The organism is Amycolatopsis minnesotensis (assembly GCF_039529815.1).
In the GTDB taxonomy this organism is placed as follows: Bacteria; Actinomycetota; Actinomycetes; order Mycobacteriales; family Pseudonocardiaceae; genus Amycolatopsis; species Amycolatopsis minnesotensis.
This window is the reverse complement of record NZ_BAAANN010000034.1, coordinates 53543-77539: the sequence shown is the minus strand read 5'-3', so window position 1 is coordinate 77539 and position 23997 is coordinate 53543. Positions and strand designations below refer to the sequence as shown.

The following is a 23997-nucleotide window of genomic DNA, read 5'->3' as shown; positions in this document are numbered from 1 at the left end:
AGCGCGGAAATCCCGCCGCTAGCGTGGACGCCTCCCGAGCAGAGGAGGTGGCGGGTGGCCGCCCCGTTGCTGTTTCCCGTGCGAGTGCGCCAGATCGCGGTGTGGGAACTCGCCGCCGTCGCGGTGCTGACGGCGTTCGGCTTCGACGACGTGCCGCACCCGCTGCGGATCGCGGTGGCCTCGGTCGCCGCGGTGGCCGTGCTCGCGACGTCGATCAGGATCGGCGGCGCGCATTTCGCGGGCTGGGCGGCGGCCTGGCTCGGCTACCGCTTCGGACGGCGGGACGAGCCGCTCACCGGCGACGTCGAGATCCGCGAGCACGTCGACCGTGCGGGCAACCGGTTCGGCGTCGCGCGGGCCGGTGACGGGTGGAGCTGTGTGATCCGGCTGGCCGGTACCGCGTCGGCGAGCCCGGCCGCACTTCGCGACGGCGTCCTGGAAGCGTTCCGGCGTCCCGAAATCCCGCTCGCGAGCGCGCAGGTGCTCGTGTGGACAGTGCCGGGCCCCGACGGCGGCGCGCCGCTCAGGGTGCGTTGGCTCGCCGTGCGGTACCGGCCCGAAGCCGAACCGCTCGCCGCGACGGCGCGGGGCGGTGGAGAACTCGGCGCCATGCGCGCCACCGTCAGCGCCGCGCTCAGGATCGTCGGTGGGTTCGCGAACTCGGGATGGGAAAGCGCCGTGCTCGATGCGGCCGAACTCGAAGAAGACCTCCGGGTGGCGCTCGGTGCGCGCGACGGCGAGGTCGCCGACAACTGGCGCGCCTGGCGATCGGGCGATCTCACGCAGACCTGCCACGCGCCGCTCGGACGCCAGGATTCCGCACGGGTACTGGACGGCTACGCCGACGGCGCCGCGTTCACCGCCACCTCCCTGCTCGTCCACCGCGACCCGGGCGGCCACGAACGGATCACCACCACGATCCGGATCGGCGCCACCGGTCACGACGCGCACGCGCTGCCGTTCAGGACCCGGCCCCTGCACGGCAGGCACGCCGCCCACGTCCGCCTCTCGCTCCCCCTTGCCCTCTCCTGATCTTGGTGCCGTGAAGATGGCCTTCGGGGCAGCCGAACAGGGACTTTCACCCGCGAAGAAAGTGCGTGGCGCCAAGTTGGGGTTGCCGTGGCGCCATCATGGTGCCATAGTAATGCCATGGATCTCGCGCAGTATGTCGACAACCTCCGCCACGAACTCGCGGTGGCCGCTGAGGCTGCCGGCGAGGAGGCACGGGCGCTCGCCGAGCGTCTCACGGCGCCGCTCGAATCGGCCGTCCGGCTCACCCTGCTGAACGCGCTGTCCGCGGCGGCGGACGAGATCACCCGCGACCTCGCGCCCGGTTCGGTCGACGTGCGCCTGCGCGGTCTCGACCCCGACTTCGTGGTGAAGATGCCGCCGCGTGAGAAGTCCTTCGACGACGCGGGCGCCGAGCCGGAGCCGCATCCCGCGCCCCCGGTCTCCGACGAGGCCGCGACTTCGCGGATCAACTTCCGCCTCCCCGACCAGCTCAAGGTCCGGATCGAGGAAGCGGCGAGCAGCGAAGGGCTTTCGGTCAACGCCTGGCTGACCCGGTCGATCTCGGCGACCCTCGACACGCGCCAGACGCCGCGCCGCACCGGCCGGACCGATTCCTGGGGCACGCAGCGCTACACCGGCTGGGTCCGCTGACCCGCCCCCTTCCGCCACTCGACCACGGCCCACCAGGAGCGCACCGCCATGCCCACTTTCGACACCCCGGGACCGATCTCGGTCGCACTCGAGCTCGTGGCGTGCGATGTCGAGATCATCGCGAGCGACCGCGTCGACACGGTCGTCGAGATCCGCCCCCGCGACGCGAGCAGGGACATCGACCGCAAGGAGGCCGAGCGGACCACGGTCGACTTCCTCGGTGGCAAGCTCCGGATCAAGACCTCGAAGCTCGGCGCCCTGTTCACCCGCACCGGCGTGATGGCGCTGCGGCTCGAACTGCCGACGGGATCGCGGGTGCAGGGCACCACGAGCATGGGCGACTTCGTCGCCGAAGGCACGCTCGGCGAGTGCGGCTTCACCACCGCCGCGGGCGACATCCGGCTCGGCGAGACCGGCCCGCTGAAGGCGAAGACGACCCACGGCGCGCTGATCGTGGACAAAGTGGACGGTGACGCCATGCTCACCGGATCAGGGGACCTGCACGTCGGCTCGGTCGGCGGCGAGGGCGTGATCAAGAACATCAACGGCCCCTGCTGGGTCGGCGATATCAGCGGCGATCTGCAACTGAGTTCCGCGAACGGGGACGTCACCGCCGAGCGGCCGCAGGGCTCGGTGCTGGCGAAGACCGCGTACGGCACCGTTCGGGTCCGGCAGGCGGTCCGCGGCACGATGGTGCTGGAAACGCAGAGCGGCAACGTGGAAATCGGGATCCGCGCCGGGACCGCGGCCTGGCTGGACGTGCGCACCTGGTACGGCTCCGTGCACAGCGCGCTCGACGGCACCGATGCGCCGACGACGACCGAGGAAGCGGTCGAGGTCAGGGCCCGCACCTGGGCCGGTGACATCGTGGTCAACCGCGCCTGACGTTCCCCGCCCCCTTTCCGCGCTTTCCCGTAAAAGCGCAGCGGCTTCGACGCGCGCCAAAACGCTCCGAGAAACAAATCCGCAGCAACGTTTTCAAGAACAGGAACAACAATGGGGAACTCTCTTGGTGCAAGCGCTTACCGGACTGCCGAGAAGCTGCTTTTCCACAACCGTTCCGCACTCGTGCGAGGCGGGAAGGTCGAACCGAACTGGCTCGACGGCGGCGACCGGTTCTTCACCGCCAACGACACCGGCACCCTCACCGTCACCGCGCCCGACGGCCGCAACTACACCGAAGAACCTCCGCCCCGCTAGCCGCGTACCGCTTCGTAGATACCGGTGACCATGGCTGCCATCGGGATGAGCGACACGAGCGCGAGGAACTCGGCGACGTCCAGTACCCGCGCCCAGTACGGGGAATGGTGGCCACGCGCGACCCTGCCCGCGTAGGCGACGCAGCTCGAAGCGGCCGCCACGACGGCGAGTCCTGCCGACAGCACCAGTGCGCGGTCGGAGTTGAGCACCAGCCATACGGCGGCGAAAGCGAGCGTCGCGACGCCGGGGACGGCGAGCAGAACTCGGTGCGAAGCGTCCGAATAGGACCGTGAGCGCAACGTCCACGCGATGCCGAGCAGGGCGAGCAGGCCGGCGTCCCAGGCGGATCCCCGTACCAGCACCAGAGCGCAGCCAAGGAGCACCAGACCTGCGGCCACGAGCAGTCCGCCGAGCAGTCGCCGCGCGTATGCGGTCTGGCCGACCATGTCCGCGCCGAGGGACGGCCGTTCGTCGGCGCGGAAGGCATCGATGTCGTCCGGGACGCGGGGCAGCGGGAGTTTGCCGAGGCGCAGCGAAAGCATCGGGGCGGCGGCCGTCAGCGCGGTGACCACTACCGCCAGCACCGCCGCGGCGGACTCCGCGGTGCCCGCACCGCCGCCCACCAGCAGCACGACGGCCGTGGTGACGGCGCCGAGCGCGGCGGCGACGGTGACCGCGACGAACCACGGCAGCCGGTCGGCCACCGAAACGGCCGCGAGCACGCCGTACACGGTGACCGCGGCGAGGCCGCAGCCCAGCGGTCCGGCGGCGAGCGAGAACGGCGGATGCGGTGGCAGCGCGGACATCCCGGCGAGCAGCGCGGAGGTGAACCCGGCCACCGAGACCGCGACGCCCGCTTCCGCGTCACCGTAGGCGCGGCTCAGCGCGCCACCGCCGAGGAGCAGCACGACCGCGAGCAGGCCGCAGGCGACCGGTGCGAGCGCGGTGCCCGCCGTCGACGCCTGCACCAGAGCCGCGGCACCGGTGAGCAGCACCGCGGCCGCGGCCAGCCCGGCCCGCCGCGCCGTCTCGGGACCCCAGGCCCGCGAAGACGATCCGGCGACGCTCGCGATCGAATCCACCACGTCGTCGAACAGCAGCGGCGTGCGCGGGCGCTCGCGGGGGTTCAGGCAGAGGACCTCGCCGTCGCGGACCGCGGCCTCGGACACCGTGAGGCCCGCCGCGAGCGGCGCGCCGCCGAGCCGGGACAGCACCCAGCCGGGGTGCTCCGCGGTCGCCTGTCCCTCGGCACCGGCCAGCCGCACGAGCTGCGGCACCAGTTCCGCGAGCGTGCTGCGCGGCGGCAGCGCGACGTCCATCCTGGCCAGCGGGGTGACCACGGTGACGCGGCGGGTGGTGCCCGCTGGTGCGGCCGTCACTCGCCCGGACCCGGCTGGTCGAGCACCGGCGCGAACTTCGACTTGCTCGCCTCGGCCAGCCTCGCCAACCCGTTGTTCACCGCCTCCAGCACGATTTCGCCGAGGTTGCGCGCGTCGTAGCGGCGCGCGGCGTCGGGGTCGATGTCGATCCCGGTGAACCGGCCGTCGCCGCGCAGCGTCGCGGTGACCTCGTTCCCGCGCGAGTGCCCCTTGACCTCCATCGCTTCGACGCTGCGCTGGATCCGGTGCACCTGCTCGGTCTGCCTGCGCACCTGCGCGAGCAGTTCCTCCAGGTCCGGTGCGGCCTGCGGATCGGTGTTCACGGGGTTCCTCCTGGGCGGTCGCTGTCCTCAGTGGACGGATTGGGGCCGGTCAACGGTCCATCGAGACGGAACCGTCCGCGTCGACGTCGATGTGCTGCTCGAACCGATGACCGTCCACAGTGAACTCGAGATCGATGTCGACGTCCTTGCCGGACGGCACCTCGACCACCGTCGAGACGTCGCCGCGCTGGGCGCGGACGACCACGTCGCCGTCGGCGGGCTGGGCGGCCGGATGGGTGGCGGGGTCCACCGGGATCCAGCTCTGCGCGGGGTCGAGCCGCTGCCCGCCCGGCGACCACACCGGCGGCTGCTGCCCCGCCAGCGCGGGCGGCACGTAGTCGGTGAAACCGTGGTTCGGCGCGGCCACCCGCTGCCCCGACGGGCTCGCCACCGGCGCCGGGGCCTGAGGCGCCGCCACCGGCGTGCCGCCGGCCGCCGCGGCACCGGGCGCCTTGTCACCGCCCTTGTCACCGCCCTTGTCACCGCCCTTGTCACCACCGCCCTTGTCACCGCCGCCGAGCAGCTTGTCGATCTCGCCGATGATGGTGCCGATCTGGGAGATCTGGTTCGCGAGATCGACCGCGCCGAGCGCCTTCAGCAGCCCACCGACCGCCTCGATGAACCCGCGCAGCGACGCGCTCGTCGCGGTCGACAGCGCGACCGCGGCGCCGTAGGTCCACGGATTCGACATCAGCGAGGCCACCGTCGGGTTCACCGCGCCGACGACCGACCGGTACGCCTCCTGCGCGGTCCGCACCAGCGTGCCGGAAATCCCGAGCAGTTCCGCGCCCTTTTCCACCACTCCGATGATCTTCGTCAGTGCCGCGATCGAATCGGAGATCTTCTTCAACGCCGATTCCGATGCCGCGCCGGACCACGCCTTTTCGAGCTGTTCGGCGGCTTTCGTGAACTCCGTCATCAGGTTCGTGAATTCGGTCGCCTTCTTCAGCAGCTCGCCGACGTGCTTCGCGATCTGCTCGGGGGAACCGGTGACGATCTCGGGCAGGATCGTGATCGGCCCGCCCGAGGACGCGGTGGCGTCCATCGCGCTGGAATTCGGGAAGCTGAGCATTTCTCCGCCTCTTCTCTTCTCGTCAGGGTCGGGCGAGCGCTGGCCGGTACACGCTGAGGGTCACCGGGCCGGACAGGGCGGCGTCGACCCTGCCGTGGTTGAACAGGTGGCCTGCCTTGCCCGCGATGCCGATCACCGGGTCGGCGCCGCCGGACGGCTCGACGACGACCATGTCGCCGACGGCCACCCCGCCGGGGACGTCGCGGAAGTCGCGGGCGGCCCCCGAATAGACCTCGATCATCCCGATCCTCGCCTGGTTGCCCGCGTCGCCGGAAAGCCAGTCGTTGAAATCGGCCACCCCGCCGAACCGGCTGTCGCTCAACGGGTGCTCGCCGAGCTGGCCGAGACCGGCTTCGCCCAGATAGCGCAGGACGTTCGCCACGGACCCCGGCTCGCCCGCGCCGCCCGCGCTGTCCCGCATCGCGTGCGCGAGGAGCTCCGGCGCGTGCGGCGCGCCCCAGATCGCCGACGGCGCGGTGGTCCCCCCACGCCCGCCGTAGCCCTCGGCCACCGCCTCGTCCGCCGACTGGTAGTCGTCGGCGCTGCGCCGGACCAGATCGTTGACCTGCTGGAGCACGCCGAGCAGCGACCGCAGCGCGGTCACCTGGCCGCGTTGCAGCGCCCCGTTCGCGGTGGCCACCGCGGTGCCGAACGCCGCGAACGACGACGGCGCGAGCACCAGCCGTTCGAGATCGGCCGCGGCGCTGACGCCCTGCATGATGATGCCGCCGACGTTGCCGGCACCGGCGCGCATGGCCTCGGGCTCGGCACGGTATTCACCGCCGTCGGCCATGGGCGCCTCCTCTCTCCGCACTCGGGGCGAGAACCACACTAGGAGCGCGCCGAACGGCCGACGGACGGCAAAAGTACCCACCGTGTCCAGGGGCGAAGTCGCCACAATGAACGGCACCCGCGCGAGCGGATCACTGCCCGCACCACCGCTTGGACGTCCCTCGACATGACCGTCTCCCGCGACCGGCTCCCGCTGCTCGGCGAGCAGCCGGACGAAATCGTGCTGCAGTCCCCGCCGATGCTGCCGAAGGGCTCGTCCGGTGGGCTGATGCAGCTCATGCTGTTCCTGCCGATGATGCTCGGCATGGGCGCCATGTCGTTCGTCTACATCGGACGCGACGGCGGCGCGATGACGTGGGTCTTCGGCGCGCTGTTCCTCACCGCGATGATCGGCATGGTGGTGATGTCGCTGTCCCGCGGCGGTGCGGCGAAGAAGGCGCAGATCAACGAGGAGCGCCGCGACTACCAGCGCTACCTCGCCGGCCTGCGCGGGCAGGTGCGCGAGATCGCCGACCGCCAGCGCACGACCATGGTTTCGCTGCAACCCGATCCCGCCGACCTGTGGGCCTACGCCGGCACCCCGAGGCTGTGGGACCGCCGCCGCGCGGACCCGCAGTTCGGCCAGGTCCGCGTCGGCACCGGGCCGCAGCGGCTGATCACCCCGCTCAAGGCACCGCAGACGGTACCGCTGGAGGACCTCGACCCGGTGTCCTCGACGAACCTCCGCCACTTCATCCGGACCTACTCCGCGGTGCCCGATCTGCCGGTCGCCGTTTCGCTGCGCGCTTTCGCCGCGGTCGTGCTCTCCGGCGACCGGCCGCGCGCGCTCGACCTGGCGCGGGCGCTGCTCGCCCAGCTCGCGACCTTCCACTCCCCCGCCGATCTCCGCATCGCGCTGTGCGTCTCGGACCAGTGCCGCGCGGAATGGGACTGGGCGAAGTGGCTGCCGCACGCCACCGCGACCACGGCGACGGACGCGACCGGCCCGCGCAGGCTCGCCGCCGACGACGCCGCCGCACTCGCCGACCTGCTCGGCCCCGATCTCGGCGACCGCCCCGCGTTCGCGCGCGCGGCAGGCGCGGGATTCGACCACCCGCACGTCGTCGTGGTGGTGGACGGCGGGCGGATGGCCGAACCCCGGCTGCTGGGCCGCCACGGCGTCACCGTGCTGGCCGTCGGCGACGAGGGCCGGGTTCCCGAAGACCACACGCTGTGCCTGCACGTGGCGAACGACCGGATGGGCATGCTCGTCGGCGAAGGCGCCGAGCAGCGGCTGGCGTTCCTCGGCGCCCCGGACGCACTCGACACCGGGGCCGCGGAGGCGATGGCGCGCACGCTGACGCCGCTGCACCACGTCACGCCCGTCGTCGGGGAGTCCCCGATGGCCGCCACGTTCGGCCTCTCCGGGCTGCTCGGGCTCGGCGACCCGCGCGACATCGACACCGCCCTCACCTGGGCACCCCGCGCACCGAGGGACCGCCTGCGCATCCCGATCGGGGTCGACCCTCAGGGCCGTCCCGTCGCACTCGACCTCAAGGAATCCGCCGAGGGCGGAATGGGCCCGCACGGGCTCGTCGTCGGCGCCACCGGCTCCGGCAAGAGCGAACTGCTCCGCACCCTCGTCACCGGGCTCGCGGTGACGCACTCGTCGGAGAAGCTCAACCTCGCGCTGATCGACTTCAAGGGCGGTGCCACGTTCGCCGGGATGACCGGGCTGCCGCACACCTGCGCGGTGATCACCAACCTCTCCGACGACCTCGCGCTCGTCGACCGGATGGCCGACGCGATCAACGGCGAGCTGCTCCGCCGCCAGGAACTGCTGCGGGCGGCGGGGAACCACGCCTCCGCGCGCGACTACGAACGGGCCCGCGAAGCCGGTGCGGACCTGGCACCGCTGCCGTCGCTGCTGGTGATCATCGACGAGTTCAGCGAGCTGCTCTCCTCGCGGCCCGAGTTCATCGACCTGTTCGTCACCATCGGGCGGCTCGGCCGCAGCCTCGGGATCCACCTGCTGCTGGCCTCGCAGCGGCTGGAGGAGGGCCGCCTGCGCGGGCTCGACTCGCATCTTTCCTACCGGGTCGGCCTTCGCACGTTCTCCGCCTCGGAAAGCCGCACGGTGCTGGGCGTCGCGGACGCCTACCAGCTCCCGCCGGTGCCCGGTTCGGCGTACCTGAAATCCGATACGGACACGCTGACCCGGCTCAAGGCCGCGTACGTCTCTGGCGCGCTCCCGCAGCGCCACAAGGTGGACGGGAGCGAGCCACCCGACCACGGCGTGCTGCCGTTCTCGCTGGACCCCGTCGATCCGCAGGCCACCCCGGTTGTCCACACCGGACAGTCCGATTCGGAGGATCCGGACGAGACGATCATGGGCGCGATGCTGTCGCGGCTGGCGGATCACGGTCCCGCCGCGCACCAGATCTGGTTGCCGCCACTGGACATCCCGCCGACGCTCGACCAGCTACTGCCGCCGCTCGGCGTCGACCCGCGGCGCGGTTTCGGCCCGGTCGGCTGGGGCGGCAACGGCAGGCTCGTAGTCCCGGTCGCGCTGGTGGACAAGCCGTTCGAGCAGCGGCGCGACCTGTTGTGGGCGGACTTCTCCGGCGCGGGCGGGCACGCGCTGGTCGTCGGCGCGCCGCAGAGCGGCAAGAGCACGCTGCTGCGCTCGCTCGCGGCGATGCTCGCGCTGACGCACACCCCGGCGGAACTGCAGCTTTTCGTGCTCGACATGGGCGGCGGCGCGCTCGCCCCGATCGCGGGGCTCCCGCACATCGCGGGCTACGCCACCCGGCGAGACGCCCAGCGCTGCCGTCGCATCGTCGCGGAGCTGACCACGCTGCTCGAACAGCGCGAGGAGTTCTTCTCCGCCAACGGGATCGAGTCGATGGCCGCCTTCCGGCAGCGGCGCGCGGAGTTCACCGAAAGCCCCGAAGGCCGTGAATTCGGCGACGTGTTCCTGCTCGTCGACAACTGGACGACGATCCGGCAGGAGTACGAACAGCTCGAGGAGCGGATCACCGGGCTAGCGCAGCGAGGGCTCGGGTTCGGCGTGCACGTGGTGATCACGCTCAACCAGCCGATGGGTGCGCGCGCCCCGCTGCGCGACGCCATCGGCACCCGGTTCGAGCTGCGGCTCGGCGATCCCGCCGACTCGCTCGTCGACCGCAGGACCGCGCAGAACGTGCCCGCCGGCGCGCCGGGCCGCGGGCTCACCGCCGACAAGCTGCACTTCCTCGGCGCGCTGCCCCGCGTCGACGGCGACCAGCGCGCGGAGACCATCGGCACCGGCGGCGCGGACCTCGTGCACCGGATTTCCTCGGCGTGGCACGGGCCGCGGGCGCCGCAGGTGCGCCTGCTCCCCGCCGAGATCCCGCTCGACGCGCTGCCGCCCGCCCCGGCCGGGAAGATCGCGCTCGGCCTCGCCGAAGCGGACCTGAAACCGGTGCACCTCGACTTCGCGGCCGATCCGCACTTCCTCGCCTTCGGCGACGTCGAATCCGGGAAGAGCGCGCTGCTGCGCACGATCGCGCGCGGGATCATGGACGCCTATGCCGAGGACGACGCGGCGATCATCGTCGCCGACTACCGGCGCGGCCTGCTCGACGCGGTCACCGGCAGGCACCTGCTCGGGTACGCGGGCTCGGAGAACGTGCTGAGCGGGCTCGTCGCCGAATGCGAGCAGGCGATGCGGCTGCGGCTGCCCGGCCAGGACGTCACCGCCGAGCAGCTCCGGACGCGGTCGTGGTGGACCGGTCCCGAGCTGTTCGTACTGGTGGACGACTACGAGCTCGTCGCCACCGTCGGCAGGAACCCGCTGCTGCCGCTGCTCGAATTCCTCCCGCAGGCCAGGGACATCGGCCTGCACTTCGTACTCGCGCGCAGCAGCGGCGGCGCCGGGCGCGCCCTGTTCGAACCGGTGCTGCAACGGGTCAGGGAACTGGGCACCCCCGGCGTCGTGATGTCCGGCACCAAGGACGAAGGCGCCCTGCTCGGCGACGTCAAGGCGGGCCCGCAGCCACCAGGGCGAGGCACCCTGGTCAGCAGGCGCCACGGCACCGGCCTCGTCCAGATCGCCTGGACCAAACCCCCGGAGTCCTGACCGCGGGCGGGGCTGTTCACCCGCGAGTAGCTCACCGTGTGCCGGGGAGGTTCCCTCGCCGTGGTCCCTGCGGGGGCCTTTCTGGGACGTGCATGTCGCGGATGTGGCCTTCACGGGCCTGCCCGGCTTCCGGGCGCATGCCCCGAAGGTGCCCTTGAGGGAATCTGGCGCCGCGAAGGGCACCTTCAGGGCATCAACAGCACCATGCCGCGCGCCGCGAGGGGCGAGATTGGGGCGTCAGATTCCCCGAAGGCGACCTTCAGGGACCAGCCCCGGGGCGGCTCCCCAGGCGGCTCCACGCTTCCGCGCCATCGGGGCACCTGGTCAGCTCGCCTGCTTGCACCTGATTTCGGTGCTGCGCAGCAGGAAGTTCGTCACCTTGCCCGCCTTGGTGTCGAAATCGGCGACCCAGCCGGGGTGCCCCGGCACGGCCATTTCGTAGCGGCCGTCGGAGTCGAGCTTCAGCCCCTTCGGCTGGTACGCGGCCAGTAGCTGGTCCACAGTGGACTCCCGGCCGATTCCCTCCGGCGTGGTGATCCCCGGCGGCGCGCTGAGCAGCCGCAGCACGCCACCGCCGAACGAGACCCCGCCCGCGGCGTTGGAACGCTCGATCCGCGCCGCGGATCGGTCCGCCTGCTGCTCGCCGATCTTCTTCAGTTCGGCGATCGCCATCGCGGAGTCGGCGTACCGTTGCGCCGATTCCGCGTACTGCTTGGCACCCGCGTTCTTGCCAGGCTGGACATCGGCGGCCTTGTTCAGCTCGTCCGACTTGCGCCGAGCGTCCTGATAGGACTTTTCGAGTTCGGCGTCCTTCGCGATCTCGACCGGGTCCGGCAGCGGGCCGCCCGCGAACGAGTAGTCCTCGCAGCCGGTCACGACCGCGACCGGCGCCGGGCCGAGTTCCCCGGTGGCCACCGCCTCGTCCTTGCGCATCCCCGGCTTCAGCTTCCCGAAACCGTCGAAGCCGAACTGCTTGGGACCGTCCGGAGCACCGGCCGCGGCGACGGCGTCGCCGTCACTGCCGCTGTTCACCGCGATCAGCACGCCAGCGACGGCGGCAGCCGCGACGACCAAGCCGATCCCACCCACCAGCCACTTGCGACCGGAGCCCCGGGCAGGCTCACTCGAGTCGTCACCGTGGGTGGTTGTTTCCTCGGTGTTCATTTCTGTCCAGTTCTCCCCATGATGGCGGGCCTGCCGCTTCGACCAGCGGTGGCGCTCGCGACGATCATCGTGTCCGAAGGGGACGGTGTTACCGAGATGCGGATCACCCAGCGTGGTACCCGGCGAGCCGGGGAACGGTGGGAGACGGACAAAACTCGCGCGGTGATCACTCGCCCGGCCCAGCGATCGAACGAAAACCGTTACCCGACTTCGGTAGGTACCGGTGAATATCTCGACGAAATAAATTCACCGGTGTCCGCTCCACCCGGAGCGAGATTCTCCACTCGGAAGGCGTGCGGAAGGTTTCTCCATGCGAAAGACGAGGGCAGCACTGCTGGCGGGGGTCGCCGCAGCACTGAGCATCGCGTCGTCGGGCGTCGCGAACGCGCAGGACGTCGGCACGAACATCATCGGCGGCGGCAACGCCGACTCCGCCCCGTGGGGCGCGCAGGTGTTCTGGGACGACGTCACCGACAACGGCGGGTTCGAGTGCTCCGGCACGATCATCGCGCCGGAGTGGGTGCTGACCGCGCAGCACTGCCTCAACGACCCCGGCATCCACGTCAAGGTCGGCGACGTGAAGCTCGGGCAGGGCAAGGACGCCAAAGTGGACCAGCAGAAGAAGTCCCCCAACGGGGACATCGCGCTGCTGCACCTGTCGACGAAGGTCGAAGCCACCTACATGAAGCTCGGTGACGGCGACCCGAAGAACGGCGAAACCAACCAGATCTACGGCTGGGGCCGCACCGAGGGCAGCGGCCCGCCGGCGAGCAGCCTCAAGACCGCGGACGTGAAGATCACCGGCAGCAGCACGGATGCCTTCGGGGGCAAGGCGATCGCGAGCAAGGGCGACACCGGCGCCGCCTGGCACGGCGACTCCGGCGGCCCGCAGCTCGCGAACGGCGTACAGGTCGGCGTCTGCTCGACCGGCGACAACTCGGGCTCCGACCCGCACGGCACGCAGAACTACGCCAGCGTCGCGAACAGCAGGAGCTGGATCAAGGAGACCGCCGGAGTCTGACCCCCGGCAGCGCACATCGGCACGAAGCGCCCGTCCCGCCGCACCGGCGGGGCGGGCGCTTTGGCGCGCAACGGCTCCGGCGTGGGTAATAGTGCCGCCACGGAACCGGGTCTTTGTGCCGTTTGACCACGCACGGGGACTTTCTAGCGTGACATTCACACCAGGAACGAGCGGCGCGCACCGGCGCCCGCCACGATCTTCCGCGAGTCGAGAGGAGGTGGCCCGTGAGCAGTGCCGGCTACCAGAGTGATGCCGCGGCGATGACGCGCGCGGTCCAAGGGTTCGAGGAAACCGCTTCGGACGCCAAGACCACCATGGCCAGCCTGGAAACGGAGCTGACCGAAACCCTGCGCAGCTACAAGGGCGACCAGGCCATCGCGTTCTGGGACCTGCAGCGCGCGCTCCAGGAGAAGATGGCCGCCGCGGTCAGGGAGCTCGACACCATGTCGAGCCTGGTGAACCAGAGCTTCCACAACTACGGCAGCGGTGACGCCGACGTGTCGCACCAGCTTCGGCAGGTGTCGAACCTCGCCTCCGATGCCGGCGGTTCGGTGCTCGGCCGCCTGTCCGGCGCCCACTGAGGCGTCCCCGGCCATTCCCGCCAGCCAAGCCAAGAGAGGACATCCCATGGCCGACGTCGTGGAAGTCAACTTCGCCGCGTTGCAGCACAGTTCCGCCTCACTGGCCGCCAAGGCCAAGACCCTCACCACGCAGCTCGAGCAGTTGCAGGCGAACCTCCAGCCGATCAAGGCGACCTGGTACGCCTCCGGCAGCACCGCCGGTGCGGCGGCGGAGTCCTCGGAGACCAGGCTGCGCCAGGCGACCGCCGACATCGTCGCGATCATCGCGCAGTTCGGCGGAAAGGTCGGCGAGGCGCACGACCTGCAGCACTCGCTGGAGAACAAGAACACCGGCTACTTCGCGGTCTGACCGCGGCAAGGTGTCGGTTGGCCGGTGCGGGCCTCCCCCCAACCGCACCGGCCAGCCGGCTCATCCCGCCCCTCCGCACTCACCAGGAGCCAAGCGACGATGTACGACCAGTCCTACTACGTCCATCTCCAGTCGCTAAACGACTTCGTGCGGGAGCTGGAGACCCAGCTCGAAGGCATGGCGAAACCGGGCGAGCGGTTGGGCAGCCTCGGCGAGCGCGCGCCGCTCTTCGGTGACTTCGGCGAAGCGTCCTCGCTCGCACGGGCGCACCAGGCGGCCGTCGCCGAGATGCAAGGCCTTCTCGAGCAGGTGAAGGGCGCGATCACGTTCGCGCGCGAGGTCACCACGACCGTCGCCGACGGCTACGAACAGGCGGACCAGGTCGTCGCGGGCGACCTGCACCGGTCAGGGCAGGACGCCGGGTTGCTCGGCGGCGTCGCGGCCTTGGCAGGCGGCCTGCTCGGCGGGTACGAACCTGACTCGACGGAGGGGTTGTGAGCACGAACTTCGCCGCGTACAGCCACCAGCAGCTCTACGCGATGCTCCAGGCAGGCGACGCGGCCACCGCGCGCACGGCCGCCCAGCAGTGGCAGGCCACCGCGACCGGGCTCCACGACCAGGCCGGCGGTCTCACCGACGAGCTGCACGGGTTCGAAGACGGCTGGCGCGGTGGTGCCGCGGACAAGTACCGGACGATGATCACGGATCTGGTCGGCGGCATCAGGAAGGTCGCGCACACCGCGTCCGCGATGCGGGACCTGCTCGAAGACGCCGCCGACGACCTCGACAAGGCGAAGGCCGAGATGCCGCCGCCGGTCGACGTGCCTGCCGTGTCCCCCGCGGACATCTCGCTCGCGGCCAATCCCCCGCTGCTGCCCGCGGACGCGTCCCAGGACGTGGTGCTGGCGGCGGCACGGCAGCGCGCCACGGCGATCAGCTCGGTGCAGGCTCAGCAGCAGGCGGCGGCGACGGCGAACGCCGCGCACGACAAGGCGGTCGTCGTGATGACCACGCTCGCCACCGGGTACACCACCACCGAACAGTCCATTCCGGCCGCACCGGACGCGGCCGAGGTGCCCGGCGCCCCGGCACCCGGCGGCTCGCCCGGCGGCGGGCACGACGGCGGTGGCCTTCCCAGCGGCGCACCGGATGGCACCACGGTCGTCCCCGGCGGCCAGCCGACGGCCCCCGCCGACGGCGGCACCACACCCGGCGGCACCACACCGGGCGCCCCGAAGCCCGCCAGCCCGCTGTTCGGCGACATGTTCACCGCCGGTCTCGCGGCCGCGTCCGCCGCGGCGTTCGGCCGGTTCGGTTCGATCATGCCCAAGGTTCCCGGCTGGGCGAGCGGCAAGAAGCCGGAAGGCGACAAGGACAGGGAAAAGGACCCCGCTGGCACCGCGGTGACCGGCGGCTCCGGCGGCGGGATACCCGATGCCGCCGGCGGGCTCGGCGGTTCCGGCGGGCTGGGCGGCTTCGACGGTGGCGCGATCGGCGGTGGCGCCGGGGTCGACGGCGCGGCCCCGGCCGCGCACACCGGGCTGTCCGGGGCCACCGGCACGGGCGGCGCGCTGAGCGGGCTCGCCGGTGGCGCGGCAGGCGCGGCAGGGGCGGCGGCCGCGAAGTCGGCCATGCCGATGATGCCGTTCATGCCGATGGGCATGGGGGCGGGCGATCTCGGCTCCGGGCGGCGGATCCCGCCGTGGCTGGTGGAGACGGAGGACGTCTGGGGTGAGTCCGCGGCCGTGGCACCACCGGTGATCGGGACCGAACCGGACGCAAGGTAGTCCACAGTATCCGGACACAGTGGACAGTGCTGGCGGGCGAGGAGGCGGGAACGTGGAACTGGAACGGCTCGCCGAGAACCTGCACGTACTCGTCGACGAACTGGCCGCCCACTTCGGCACCGGCGGCGGGGTACAGGTCACCGTCGACGGCGACCTCGACTGCGATCCCACCGCACCCGGGCGCCTGCGCTGCTGGCAGTACGGCGTCCGGCTGGAGCGGCCGAGCGGCCCCCGGCAGTGCCTGTCCGGCGTGATCCTGCCGAAACTGGCGCGCGCGGGCTGGCAGCCGACCGACCGCAGCGGCGGGCGGCGGCTGGTCGTCCAGTTCAGCAAGGACGGGGCGAACCTGAACGTGCACGTGGCGGCCGAGGACGACGGGGTCGCCATCCTCGGCTCCACGCGGTGCGTCGCGGCCTGACCCGCGCGGACGTGGCAGACTCGGCCGCGTGGACCGTCCGTATGTCGTGCTCTCCGCCGCCGTGTCGCTCGATGGGTTCCTCGACGACGCGAGCGGGCAACGGCTCCTGCTGTCGAACGAAGAGGACTTCGACCGGGTCGACGAGGTGCGCGCCGGGGTCGACGCGATCCTGGTCGGCGCGGGTACGATCCGCGCGGACGACCCGGGGCTGCTGGTGCGCTCGGCCGAGCGGCGCGGTTCGCGGGTGGCACGGGGGCTCGCCGAGAGCCCGGTCAAGGTCACGCTGACCACGAGCGGGCACCTCGATCCCGAAGCGGCTTTCTTCACCGCCGGAGCTGGCGAGAAACTGGTCTACGCGAGTGAATCCGCGATGGTGGACGGTCTCAACGCGACAGTGGTGAAAGGACTCGACCTGCCCGGCGCCCTCGCCGATCTCAAGGGCCGGGGTGTCGAGCGGCTGCTCGTCGAGGGCGGCGGCGAGGTGCACACCGAGTTCCTCACCGGCGGCCTCGCCGACGAACTGCACCTCGCGGTGGCGCCGGTGTTCGTCGGTGACGAGTCCGCGCCCCGGTTCCTGCGTCCGGGACGGTTCCCCGGTGGCAGGGCGAAGCTGGTGGAGACCCGCGCGCTCGGTGACGTCGTGCTGATGCGCTACCTGCTCGCCGAGCAGGACGAGCGCGATCTCGTCCGGCTCCGGCAGGCGATCGACCTCGCCGAGAACTGCCCGCCGTCGGCGACGTTCCGGGTCGGGGCCGTGGTCACCGATGCCGACGACACCGTGCTCGCGACCGGCTTCTCCGGCGAAACCGACCCGCGCGACCACGCCGAGGAAGCAGCGCTCGCGAAGATCGACCCGCAGGACCCCCGGCTCGCGCACGCCACCATCTACAGCTCGCTCGAACCGTGCGGTGAGCGCGCTTCGCGGCCGCTGACCTGCACCGAGCACATCCTGCGCGCGGGTATCCCCCGCGTCGTCTTCGCCTGGCGCGAGCCGTCGATCTTCGTGGAGGGCACGGGCGCGGAGCTGCTCGCCGAAGCGGGCCGTGCGGTCGTGGAGATCCCCGCGCTCGCCCCGTTCGTCCAGCGCACGAACGCCCACCTGCGCTGACCGCGTCCGCCGGGACGATTGATCGAATAGGCGGAATTTCCGGCAGAATAGGCACTCCACACCCTTCGAGATGTGTAATAGTGACTCTTCTTTACCGAGGTAAAACCTGCGCTTTTTTGACGGAGAAAGTCATTCGGGTGGTGAATTCCCCCCGTGACGTTTTCGAGGTTGGAGGAAATATGCGGCGATCGCGCTGGGTTCCGGCGGCCGTGCTGCTGACATCGGTGAGCCTGCTCGCTGCCTGCGGGAGCGGTGGCGAAAGCGGGAGCGGCGATGACAAGGGCAATGCCGCGGTCACGGTGTACGGCACCGAACCGCAGAACGGCCTGCTGCCGTCGAACACGAACGAGATCGGTGGCACGAAGGCGCTCGAGCCGATGTTCACCAAGCTCGTGAGCTACGATTCGCAAACGGGTGCACCGTCCAACGCGATGGCCGAGTCGATCGAGTCGCCGGACGCGAAGACCTACGACATCAAGATCAAAAAAGGCTGGAAGTTCCACGACGGGACCGAGGTCAAGGCGAAGAACTTCGTCGACGCCTGGAACTGGGCGGCCAGCGCCAAGAACGGCCAGCTCAACTCCTCGTTCTTCGAGCAGATCGAGGGCTTCGACGCGGTCAACCCCGGCAAGGGCAAAACCCCGACCGCGGACACGATGACCGGCCTGCAGGTCGTCAACGACTACGAGTTCAAGGCCGTGCTCAAGGCCCCGTTCTCGGTCTTCCCGACCAAGATCGGCTACGACACTTTCTCCCCGCTGCCCGACTCGTTCTTCACCGACCCGAAGGCGTTCACCGAGCACCCGATCGGCAACGGCCCGCTGAAGTTCGTCTCGCGCACGCCGAACGTGGACATCAAGCTGACCCGCTTCGACGACTACCCCGGCCAGGACAAGGTCAAGTTCAAGGACCTGACCATCAAGATCTACTCCAGCCAGGAAACCGCCTACCAGGACCTGAAGAGCAACCGGCTGGACTTCATGGAGACACTGCCGCCGTCCTCCCTCACCGGCGGGAAGTACAAGACCGAACTGGGCGACAGCCTGATCGAAGGCCACCTGCTCAGCATCAGCACCATCGCGGTGCCGTACTACGTGCCCGGGTACGACAACATCCACCTGCGCAAGGCGATCTCGATGGCGATCAACCGCGAGCAGATCGTGCAGACGGTCATGAACGGCACCTATTCCCCCGCGGACGGCTGGATCTCGCGAGGCATCGAGGGCTACCGCCCCGATGTGTGCGGTGAGGCGTGCAAGTACGACCCGGTCAAGGCGAAGGCGGAGCTGGCGCAGTCCGGGTTCACCGGCAAGCTGACCATCACCTCCAACGCCGACGGTGGCCGCAAGGAGCCGCTGGTCGCGGCGTGCAACAGCATCAAGAACGCGCTCGGCATCGAGTGCGACTTCGTGCCAGCCACGAACTTCGGCCAGTACCGCGGCATCGTCACCGGGAAGAAGCTGACCGGGATGGGCCGGTCGGACTGGTCGGCGGACTACCCCTCGATCGAGGACTTCCTGAACCCGATCTACAAGACCGACGCCAGTTCGAACGACTCGGCCTACTCCAGCCCGATCACCGACGGCCTGCTGACCCGGGCCGACGGCACGGCGGACAAGGCCGCGGCGATCAAGCTCTACCAGCAGGCCGAGGACCAGGTCGCGAAGGACCTGCCGCAGATCCCGGTATGGGAGGAAAAGGGCTTCGCGGCGAAGTCGAAGCGGCTGAAGGTGGCCAAACTCGACTTCCGGCGCATCCCCGACTACCCGTCGATCGAAGTCGGCTGATCCCGCACCCCGCTCAGCCCAGGTCCCCGGAGGTCACCTTCGGGGACCTGGCAAGGGGTCGCGGCGGGCGGGGCGCCACCCGCGCGCCCGGCCCCGGCGCACCGCGACGACGGTGATCCCCGCCGCCGCGGCGAATCCCAGCGCACCGATCGTGAGGCCGCCGGACAGCCCGTCACCCGGTGCGGTGGTGCCCGCCGCGGCGGGCACCACCCTGGCCGGTTTCCCCGCGCCCGCACCGGGTCCCGGTGCGGGCGCGTCGGCGGGGATCTGCGCGGAGACGGCCGCGTAGGCGTCCAGCGTGCCCCAGCCGCGCTTCGGGTCGTGGCCGCCGTTCGGCGGGCGGTTCGCGGTCAGCACGAGCCGTGTGACGACCTGGTCCGGGGACAGCGCGGGGTGGTAGGCGCGGACGAGCGCGGCGGCACCGGCGACGTAGGCCGCGGCCAGCCCCGGATCGGTGAGCGGCCACCGGTGCGCCACCGCGCCGTGCCCGCCCGCGGAGGTGCTGACCAGGCCCGCGCCCGGTGCGGCGATGCCGAGGTAGTCGCCTGCCTCCTGCCCGACGGCCGCACCGGCCTGATCGAGCGAACCGACCGCGAGCACACCCGGTGTCGCGGTCGGATAGGTCGGCGCACCGGCCTTGGTCCCCGCCGCGGGCGAAACCACCACCGCGCCACGGGTACGCGCCTCCGCGACGGCGGCCGTGAGCGCGGCGCTGCCGGAGTTCGCGGGCACCGCCACCAGGATGACCCCGGCACGCGCGGCGGCGGCGGCCGTGATCGCCGCCGCCAGCCGGTCGGGATCGCCGCCTTCACCGTCGCCGCCCGCCGGGTAGCGCACCGGGAGGATCTTCACCCCCGGCGCCATCCCGGCGAACGTGGTCGCCGGATTCGCTTGCGCGGCCACGATTCCGGCCACGATGGTGCCGCGGCCGTCGCAGTCCGCACCCGGTTCGGCCGCCACCTCGCCGATGTCCTGCGGCGCCGCGACCTGCCCGCGCCCGAACTGCGCGTTCCGCGCGTCGACACCGGTACCGACGACCGCGACGAGCTGTCCGGCGCCGGTGGTCAGTGGCCAGATCCGCGCCGGGTCCACGAGCCGCTGGCCCCACGGCACCTGGCCCGGGTACACGCCGACGGGGTCGGCGCAGGTCGCGGGCGAAGAGGGCTCTGCCGCGGCGGCAGCGGGAAAACCGCCCAGCAGCAAGGAAACGAAGGCCGTGGCGAGGGCTCGCCTCACCGCGGGACCCACAGCGTGACCCTCGTCCCGCGCCCCGGCCGCGACTCCACCGTGCACCGGCCGCCGACCTCGGCGAGCCGCGCCTTCATCGACTTGCTCACCCCGAACCCCGGCGGGCGTTCCGCTTCGTCGTACCCGATCCCGTGGTCCCGCGCGATCACCGCGATCCCGCCCTCCCGCTCTTCGAGGCGCACCACGACCTCACGGGTGCCGGCGTGCTTGATGGTGTTGCGCAACGCCTCGCGCACCGCGTCGCGGACGGCGATCCGCCGCACCTCGGAGAGCACGTCGTCGTCCACGTCGGCGACCACGAGCTGGGCGCGCAGCCCGTCGCGCGCCATCTCGGTGGCGACCGCGGCGAGTTCCTCGCCAAGCCCGTCGGCCTGCTGGCCGTCGCCGGTGTCCAGGCCGCGGCGCAGATCGTTGGCCTGCGCCCTGGCGGCGGAGCGCAGCCGGGCGAGCTCGGCGCGCGGGTCTTCCTCGTCCTCGGTGGTGCGCATCGCCATCGATTCGAGCACCTGCAGCACGGTGTCGTGCAACGCGCGCTCGGTGCGGGCGCGCTCGGCGGTGCGGCCGTTGCGGATGCCGATCGCGAGCGCGAGCCGGTTGCCGAGCCCGACCAGCATCAGCGAACCGAGCGCGGTGAACGAGGCGACCACGAGGATCGCCGACCCGGCGAGCGCACCGGCCACCTGCGCGCCGATGCCGCCCGGTCTCGGCCCGCCGGTCCACAGCAGCACCGCCTGCAACGGCAGGCTGAGCAGCACCACGGCCATCCCCGACGGCACGCCGCGGGCGATCGTCCACAACGCGACCGTGCCGCACAGGTACACCCACGGCACCCAGACCGCGTGCGGGTGCGACTGGGCCGGTACGGTCACGTTGACCACCAGGCACGAGACCAGTGCGAACACGACGTCGGCGTAGAGCAGGCCCCTGGTGATGTGGCCGTTGAGATCGGGCACCTTGAGGATCAGGACGACCGCCGCGAGCGTGCTCACCAGCGAAAGCGCCGCGACCACGGTGCACGGCCAGGTGCCCGCGAAACCGGAGGTGGCCACGACCCAGCCCCACGCCACCGGCACCGCCAGCGCCCGGAAGGCGAGCGGCAGCAGCACGCCGTACCGGGTCGCCCTGATCATCAGGGAGTCCCTCGGCGCGGACCGGTCGGTCGCGGCGAGCGCGGCGATGCGCCGCGTGGCGGGCACCGGCGTCGGATCATCGACCTCGTCGGGCAGTTCTCGCGGCGCCGTCGCGAGCACGGGCGCGCCGTCGCGCAACAGCGCGACCAGGAAATTCGACTCCGGCGCGGGGTTTTCTACTGGCGACATCACCCTTTCCCCAACTCCCCCGGTTGGTACTTCTAGCAACACTGGGGCGGTTGGACAACCTCTGACCGGGTGTTCGATACCGGATCTTCGCCTGCGCGACGCAAACCACGATCGGCCACGAGTCAGCCGAGGTCCATCCCGAGGTCGAGGCCGGGCGAGGAATGGGTCAGCCCGCCGACTGCGAGGTAGTCGACGCCGGACTCCGCGTAGGCACGGGCGTTCTCCAGCTTCAGCCCACCGGAAGCCTCGAGCCGGGTCTTGGCCGATTCGGCGTCGCGCAGCCGTACCGCGGCCGCGCACTCCTCCGGTGAGAAGTTGTCGAGCAGCACCTCGTCGGCACCCGCCGCGAGCGCCTCGCCGAGCTGGTCCATGGTGTCGACCTCGACCTCGCAGGCCAGCTCCGGCGCGTGTTCGCGCGCCGCGGCGAGCGCGGCGGTCACCGAACCCGCCGCCACCACGTGGTTGTCCTTGATGAGCACCGCGTCACCGAGGCCCATCCGGTGGTTGGCACCGCCGCCGCAGCGCACCGCGTACTTCTGCAGCAGCCGCAGCCCCGGCAGCGTCTTGCGCGAATCCCGCACCACGCAGCCGGTACCGTCTACTTCGGACACCCAGGCCGCGGTCGTGGTGGCGATCCCGGACAGGTGGCACACCAGGTTCAGCGCGGTGCGCTCGGCGGTGAGCAATCCGCGCACCCCGCCCCGCAGCACCAGCGCGGGTTCGCCGGCGACGAGCCGCGCGCCGTCTTCCCGTTTCGCCAGCACTTCGTAGTCGTCACCGATGACGTAGTCGAAGACGGCGAGCGCGACCGAAAGCCCCGCCACCGTGCCGTTCACCCTCGGCCGCAGTTCGGCAACGGCGACCGCGTCGACGCCGACGGTGGCCAGCGTCGTCACGTCCGGGCCGTACCGCAGGTCTTCGGTGAGCGCCGTGCCGACCACGCGCTGCACGTCGGTCACGTCGAGTCCGGAATCGGCCAGTTGCCGCCGCACCGCGGCGCTGAGCTCGGTCATCATGCTGCCCCTTCGACGAGGACGGGATCGGCGAGCACGGGCTGGCCGGACGGGCTCAGCCTGATCAGCTGGCTGCGCAGCCAGCGCGCGTCGTCCCGTTCGGGATGTTCGTTGCGCACGTGGCAGCCGCGCGACTCGGTTCGCCGCGCCGCCGCGGCCACCAAAGCCTGTGCCACCAAGGTGAGCGCGGCGTCCTCCACCGCGCGGTGTGTCGTGAGTGGACTGTCCTTTATGGAAAGATCGAGCACGGAGCCGACGACGGCGAGCCCGTCGGCGTCCCGGCCGATCGCGGCGTAGCGGCTCATCACGCGCTGCAGCGAGTCGCGGTCGGCGATCGCGGCACGCCGTTCGAGGAGATGGTGCTCGCCGACCCGCCCCGACCTCGGGTCGACGAGCACCCCGGCGGCGAGATCGGCCGCGACCGCGGCCGCGACCCGCTCGCCGACGACAAGACCTTCCAGCAGGCTGTTGGACGCGAGCCGGTTCGCGCCGTGCAACCCGGTGCGCGCGGCCTCGCCCGCCGCGTACAAACCGCGCACCGCCGTTCTACCGTCGATGTCGGTGACCACGCCCCCGCACGAGAAATGCGCGGCCGGCGTCACCGGGATCGGCTGGGCGACGGGGTCGACGCCGATCTTCAGGCACGCGGCGTGCACCGTGGGGAAGCGCTTCGCGAAACCGGGCACGCCGGTGGCGTCCAGGAAGACGTGGTCGCCCACCCCGCCGGGCGCCGCCGCGAGATGGCGGGTGATCGCCGCGGACACCACGTCGCGCGGGGCGAGGTCCGCCAGCGGGTGCACCCCGGCCATCACGCGCGCGCCGGTGGCGTCGAGCAGGATCGCGCCCTCCCCGCGCACCGCCTCGGTGACCAGCGGGCACCGGCCGCGGGCGCCAGGGGTGTAGAGCACGGTCGGGTGGAACTGCACGAACTCGACATCGGCGACCGCGGCGCCGGCGCGCAGCGCGAGCGCGAGCCCGTCGCCGGTCGCGATCTCGGGGTTCGAGGTGGCCTGGTAAAGCTGCCCGAGCCCGCCGGTGGCGAGCAGGACGGCGGGGGCGCGCAGCACGCCGGGCACGCCGTTCGGGTCGAGCACGCGCACCCCGGTGAGCTCACCGGACGGCGTCTTCAGCGCGTCCACCGCCACGTGGCGCTCCAGCACGGGCAGCCGGTGCCCGTTCGCCTCGGCGACCAGCGTGCGCTCGACCTCGGCGCCGGTGGCGTCACCCCCGGCGTGGATCACCCGGAACGCGGTGTGCCCGCCCTCCCTTGCCCGTGCGAGCAGCCCGGTGGGATCGCCGTCGAACCGCGCGCCGGCGGTGCGCAGCCGCGCCACCGCGGACGGCCCGCCGTCGAGGATCTCGCGCACCGCGTCCGCGTCGCACAGCCCGGCACCGGCGGTCAGGGTGTCCTCGGCGTGCTTTCGCACCGAGTCGCCCTCGTCGTGCTGGTCGGCGAGCACCACGGCGACCCCGCCCTGTGCCCAGCGCGTGTTGCCGTCGGCGACTTCGCCCTTCGTCACCACGAGAACCCGCAGGCCACGGGCCTGCGCGTGCAGGGCGGCGGTCAGCCCGGCCACCCCGCTGCCCACCACGACCAGGTCCGCGCGGGCCTCCCAGCAGCCGGAACCGTTGGTATTCCTAGTTTCCGCCTCGAAGGAAGGAACCACAGTGGCCA

The 23997-nt window shown here is 71.6% G+C and carries 22 protein-coding genes; 13 read left to right on the top strand and 9 right to left on the bottom strand.

All coding sequences use genetic code 11. The features are described from left to right. Positions 1-54: 54 nt before the first annotated feature. From ABD256_RS33785 to ABD256_RS33770, 4 genes are all read left to right on the top strand, one after another. A complete protein-coding gene (locus tag ABD256_RS33785) occupies positions 55-1032 on the top strand; it encodes a type VII secretion protein EccE (protein ID WP_344428550.1) in 978 nt (325 codons plus the stop codon). A gap of 117 nt (positions 1033-1149) precedes the next feature. Then, positions 1150-1662 carry a hypothetical protein gene (locus tag ABD256_RS33780; RefSeq protein ID WP_344428548.1) on the top strand — a complete coding sequence of 171 codons (513 nt, stop codon included), beginning with the start codon at positions 1150-1152 and terminating at the stop codon, positions 1660-1662. A gap of 48 nt (positions 1663-1710) precedes the next feature. Next, on the top strand, positions 1711-2547 hold the full coding sequence (locus tag ABD256_RS33775; RefSeq protein ID WP_344428545.1) for a DUF4097 family beta strand repeat-containing protein: 837 nt from the start codon (positions 1711-1713) through the stop codon (positions 2545-2547). A 183-nt stretch (positions 2548-2730) separates the two neighbouring features. After that, positions 2731-2862 (top strand): hypothetical protein, encoded by a 132-nt coding sequence (locus ABD256_RS33770; RefSeq protein ID WP_344428542.1) that lies wholly within the window; start codon positions 2731-2733, stop codon positions 2860-2862. Here the strand turns inward: ABD256_RS33770 and eccD are convergent. The 4 genes from eccD to ABD256_RS33750 are packed head-to-tail and all read right to left on the bottom strand — an operon-like array spanning position 2859 to position 6429. After that, on the bottom strand, positions 2859-4241 hold the full coding sequence (eccD, locus tag ABD256_RS33765) for a type VII secretion integral membrane protein EccD (RefSeq protein ID WP_344428539.1): 1383 nt from the start codon (positions 4239-4241) through the stop codon (positions 2859-2861). The genes ABD256_RS33770 and eccD overlap by 4 nt on opposite strands. Then, positions 4238-4564 carry a YbaB/EbfC family nucleoid-associated protein gene (locus ABD256_RS33760; RefSeq protein ID WP_344428536.1) on the bottom strand — a complete coding sequence of 109 codons (327 nt, stop codon included), beginning with the start codon at positions 4562-4564 and terminating at the stop codon, positions 4238-4240. Before ABD256_RS33760 ends, eccD begins: the two co-directional genes overlap by 4 nt. A 49-nt stretch (positions 4565-4613) precedes the next feature. Continuing rightward, a complete protein-coding gene (locus tag ABD256_RS33755; RefSeq protein ID WP_344428534.1) occupies positions 4614-5636 on the bottom strand; it encodes a WXG100 family type VII secretion target in 1023 nt (340 codons plus the stop codon). Positions 5637-5658: 22 nt separating this feature from the next. Further along, on the bottom strand, positions 5659-6429 hold the full coding sequence (locus tag ABD256_RS33750) for a WXG100 family type VII secretion target (protein WP_344428531.1): 771 nt from the start codon (positions 6427-6429) through the stop codon (positions 5659-5661). Between the two features lie 165 nt (positions 6430-6594). Here ABD256_RS33750 and eccCa point away from each other — a divergent pair, with 165 nt between their 5' ends. Further along, positions 6595-10527: a type VII secretion protein EccCa gene (gene eccCa, locus ABD256_RS33745; RefSeq protein WP_344428528.1), complete on the top strand. Its 3933-nt coding sequence runs from the start codon at positions 6595-6597 to the stop codon at positions 10525-10527. 324 nt (positions 10528-10851) lie between these two features. Here the strand turns inward: eccCa and ABD256_RS33740 are convergent, their stop codons facing one another. Then, a complete protein-coding gene (locus ABD256_RS33740; protein WP_344428525.1) occupies positions 10852-11601 on the bottom strand; it encodes a hypothetical protein in 750 nt (249 codons plus the stop codon). A 400-nt stretch (positions 11602-12001) separates the two neighbouring features. On the opposite strand from ABD256_RS33740, the gene ABD256_RS33735 reads away from it, so the two are divergent. The 8 genes from ABD256_RS33735 (at position 12002) to ABD256_RS33700 (ending at position 18742) form a co-directional block, all read left to right on the top strand. Then, positions 12002-12712 carry a S1 family peptidase gene (locus tag ABD256_RS33735; protein WP_344428522.1) on the top strand — a complete coding sequence of 237 codons (711 nt, stop codon included), beginning with the start codon at positions 12002-12004 and terminating at the stop codon, positions 12710-12712. 224 nt (positions 12713-12936) lie between these two features. Then, positions 12937-13293 (top strand): WXG100 family type VII secretion target, encoded by a 357-nt coding sequence (locus ABD256_RS33730; RefSeq protein WP_425546571.1) that lies wholly within the window; start codon positions 12937-12939, stop codon positions 13291-13293. A 46-nt stretch (positions 13294-13339) separates the two neighbouring features. Beyond that, positions 13340-13642 (top strand): WXG100 family type VII secretion target, encoded by a 303-nt coding sequence (locus tag ABD256_RS33725; RefSeq protein WP_344428519.1) that lies wholly within the window; start codon positions 13340-13342, stop codon positions 13640-13642. Positions 13643-13741: 99 nt separating this feature from the next. Continuing rightward, entirely contained in the window at positions 13742-14140 is a 399-nt protein-coding gene (locus ABD256_RS33720) for a hypothetical protein (protein WP_344428516.1), read from the top strand. Continuing rightward, the gene (locus ABD256_RS33715; protein ID WP_425546570.1) at positions 14137-15429 is read left to right on the top strand and encodes a WXG100 family type VII secretion target; all 1293 of its coding nucleotides are present in this window, start codon (positions 14137-14139) and stop codon (positions 15427-15429) included. Before ABD256_RS33720 ends, ABD256_RS33715 begins: the two co-directional genes overlap by 4 nt. Positions 15430-15481: 52 nt before the next feature. Next, on the top strand, positions 15482-15847 hold the full coding sequence (locus tag ABD256_RS33710) for a hypothetical protein (protein ID WP_344428513.1): 366 nt from the start codon (positions 15482-15484) through the stop codon (positions 15845-15847). 28 nt (positions 15848-15875) lie between these two features. Next, positions 15876-16955, top strand: a complete 1080-nt coding sequence (locus ABD256_RS33705) for a dihydrofolate reductase family protein (RefSeq protein ID WP_344428510.1) — start codon at positions 15876-15878, stop codon at positions 16953-16955. Between the two features lie 179 nt (positions 16956-17134). Then, a complete protein-coding gene (locus ABD256_RS33700) occupies positions 17135-18742 on the top strand; it encodes a peptide ABC transporter substrate-binding protein (protein WP_344428508.1) in 1608 nt (535 codons plus the stop codon). 33 nt (positions 18743-18775) lie between these two features. Here ABD256_RS33700 and ABD256_RS33695 read toward each other — a convergent pair whose 3' ends face one another. From ABD256_RS33695 to ABD256_RS33680, 4 genes are all read right to left on the bottom strand, one after another. Continuing rightward, positions 18776-19978, bottom strand: a complete 1203-nt coding sequence (locus ABD256_RS33695) for a S8 family serine peptidase (protein WP_344428505.1) — start codon at positions 19976-19978, stop codon at positions 18776-18778. Next, a complete protein-coding gene (locus ABD256_RS33690) occupies positions 19975-21309 on the bottom strand; it encodes a sensor histidine kinase (protein WP_344428502.1) in 1335 nt (444 codons plus the stop codon). Before ABD256_RS33690 ends, ABD256_RS33695 begins: the two co-directional genes overlap by 4 nt. A 122-nt stretch (positions 21310-21431) precedes the next feature. Then, entirely contained in the window at positions 21432-22322 is an 891-nt protein-coding gene (nadC, locus tag ABD256_RS33685; RefSeq protein ID WP_425546569.1) for a carboxylating nicotinate-nucleotide diphosphorylase, read from the bottom strand. Then, positions 22322-23989, bottom strand: coding sequence for an L-aspartate oxidase (locus ABD256_RS33680; protein WP_344428497.1), 1668 nt, complete (start codon positions 23987-23989; stop codon positions 22322-22324). Before ABD256_RS33680 ends, nadC begins: the two co-directional genes overlap by 1 nt. Between the last annotated feature and the right edge of the window lie 8 nt (positions 23990-23997).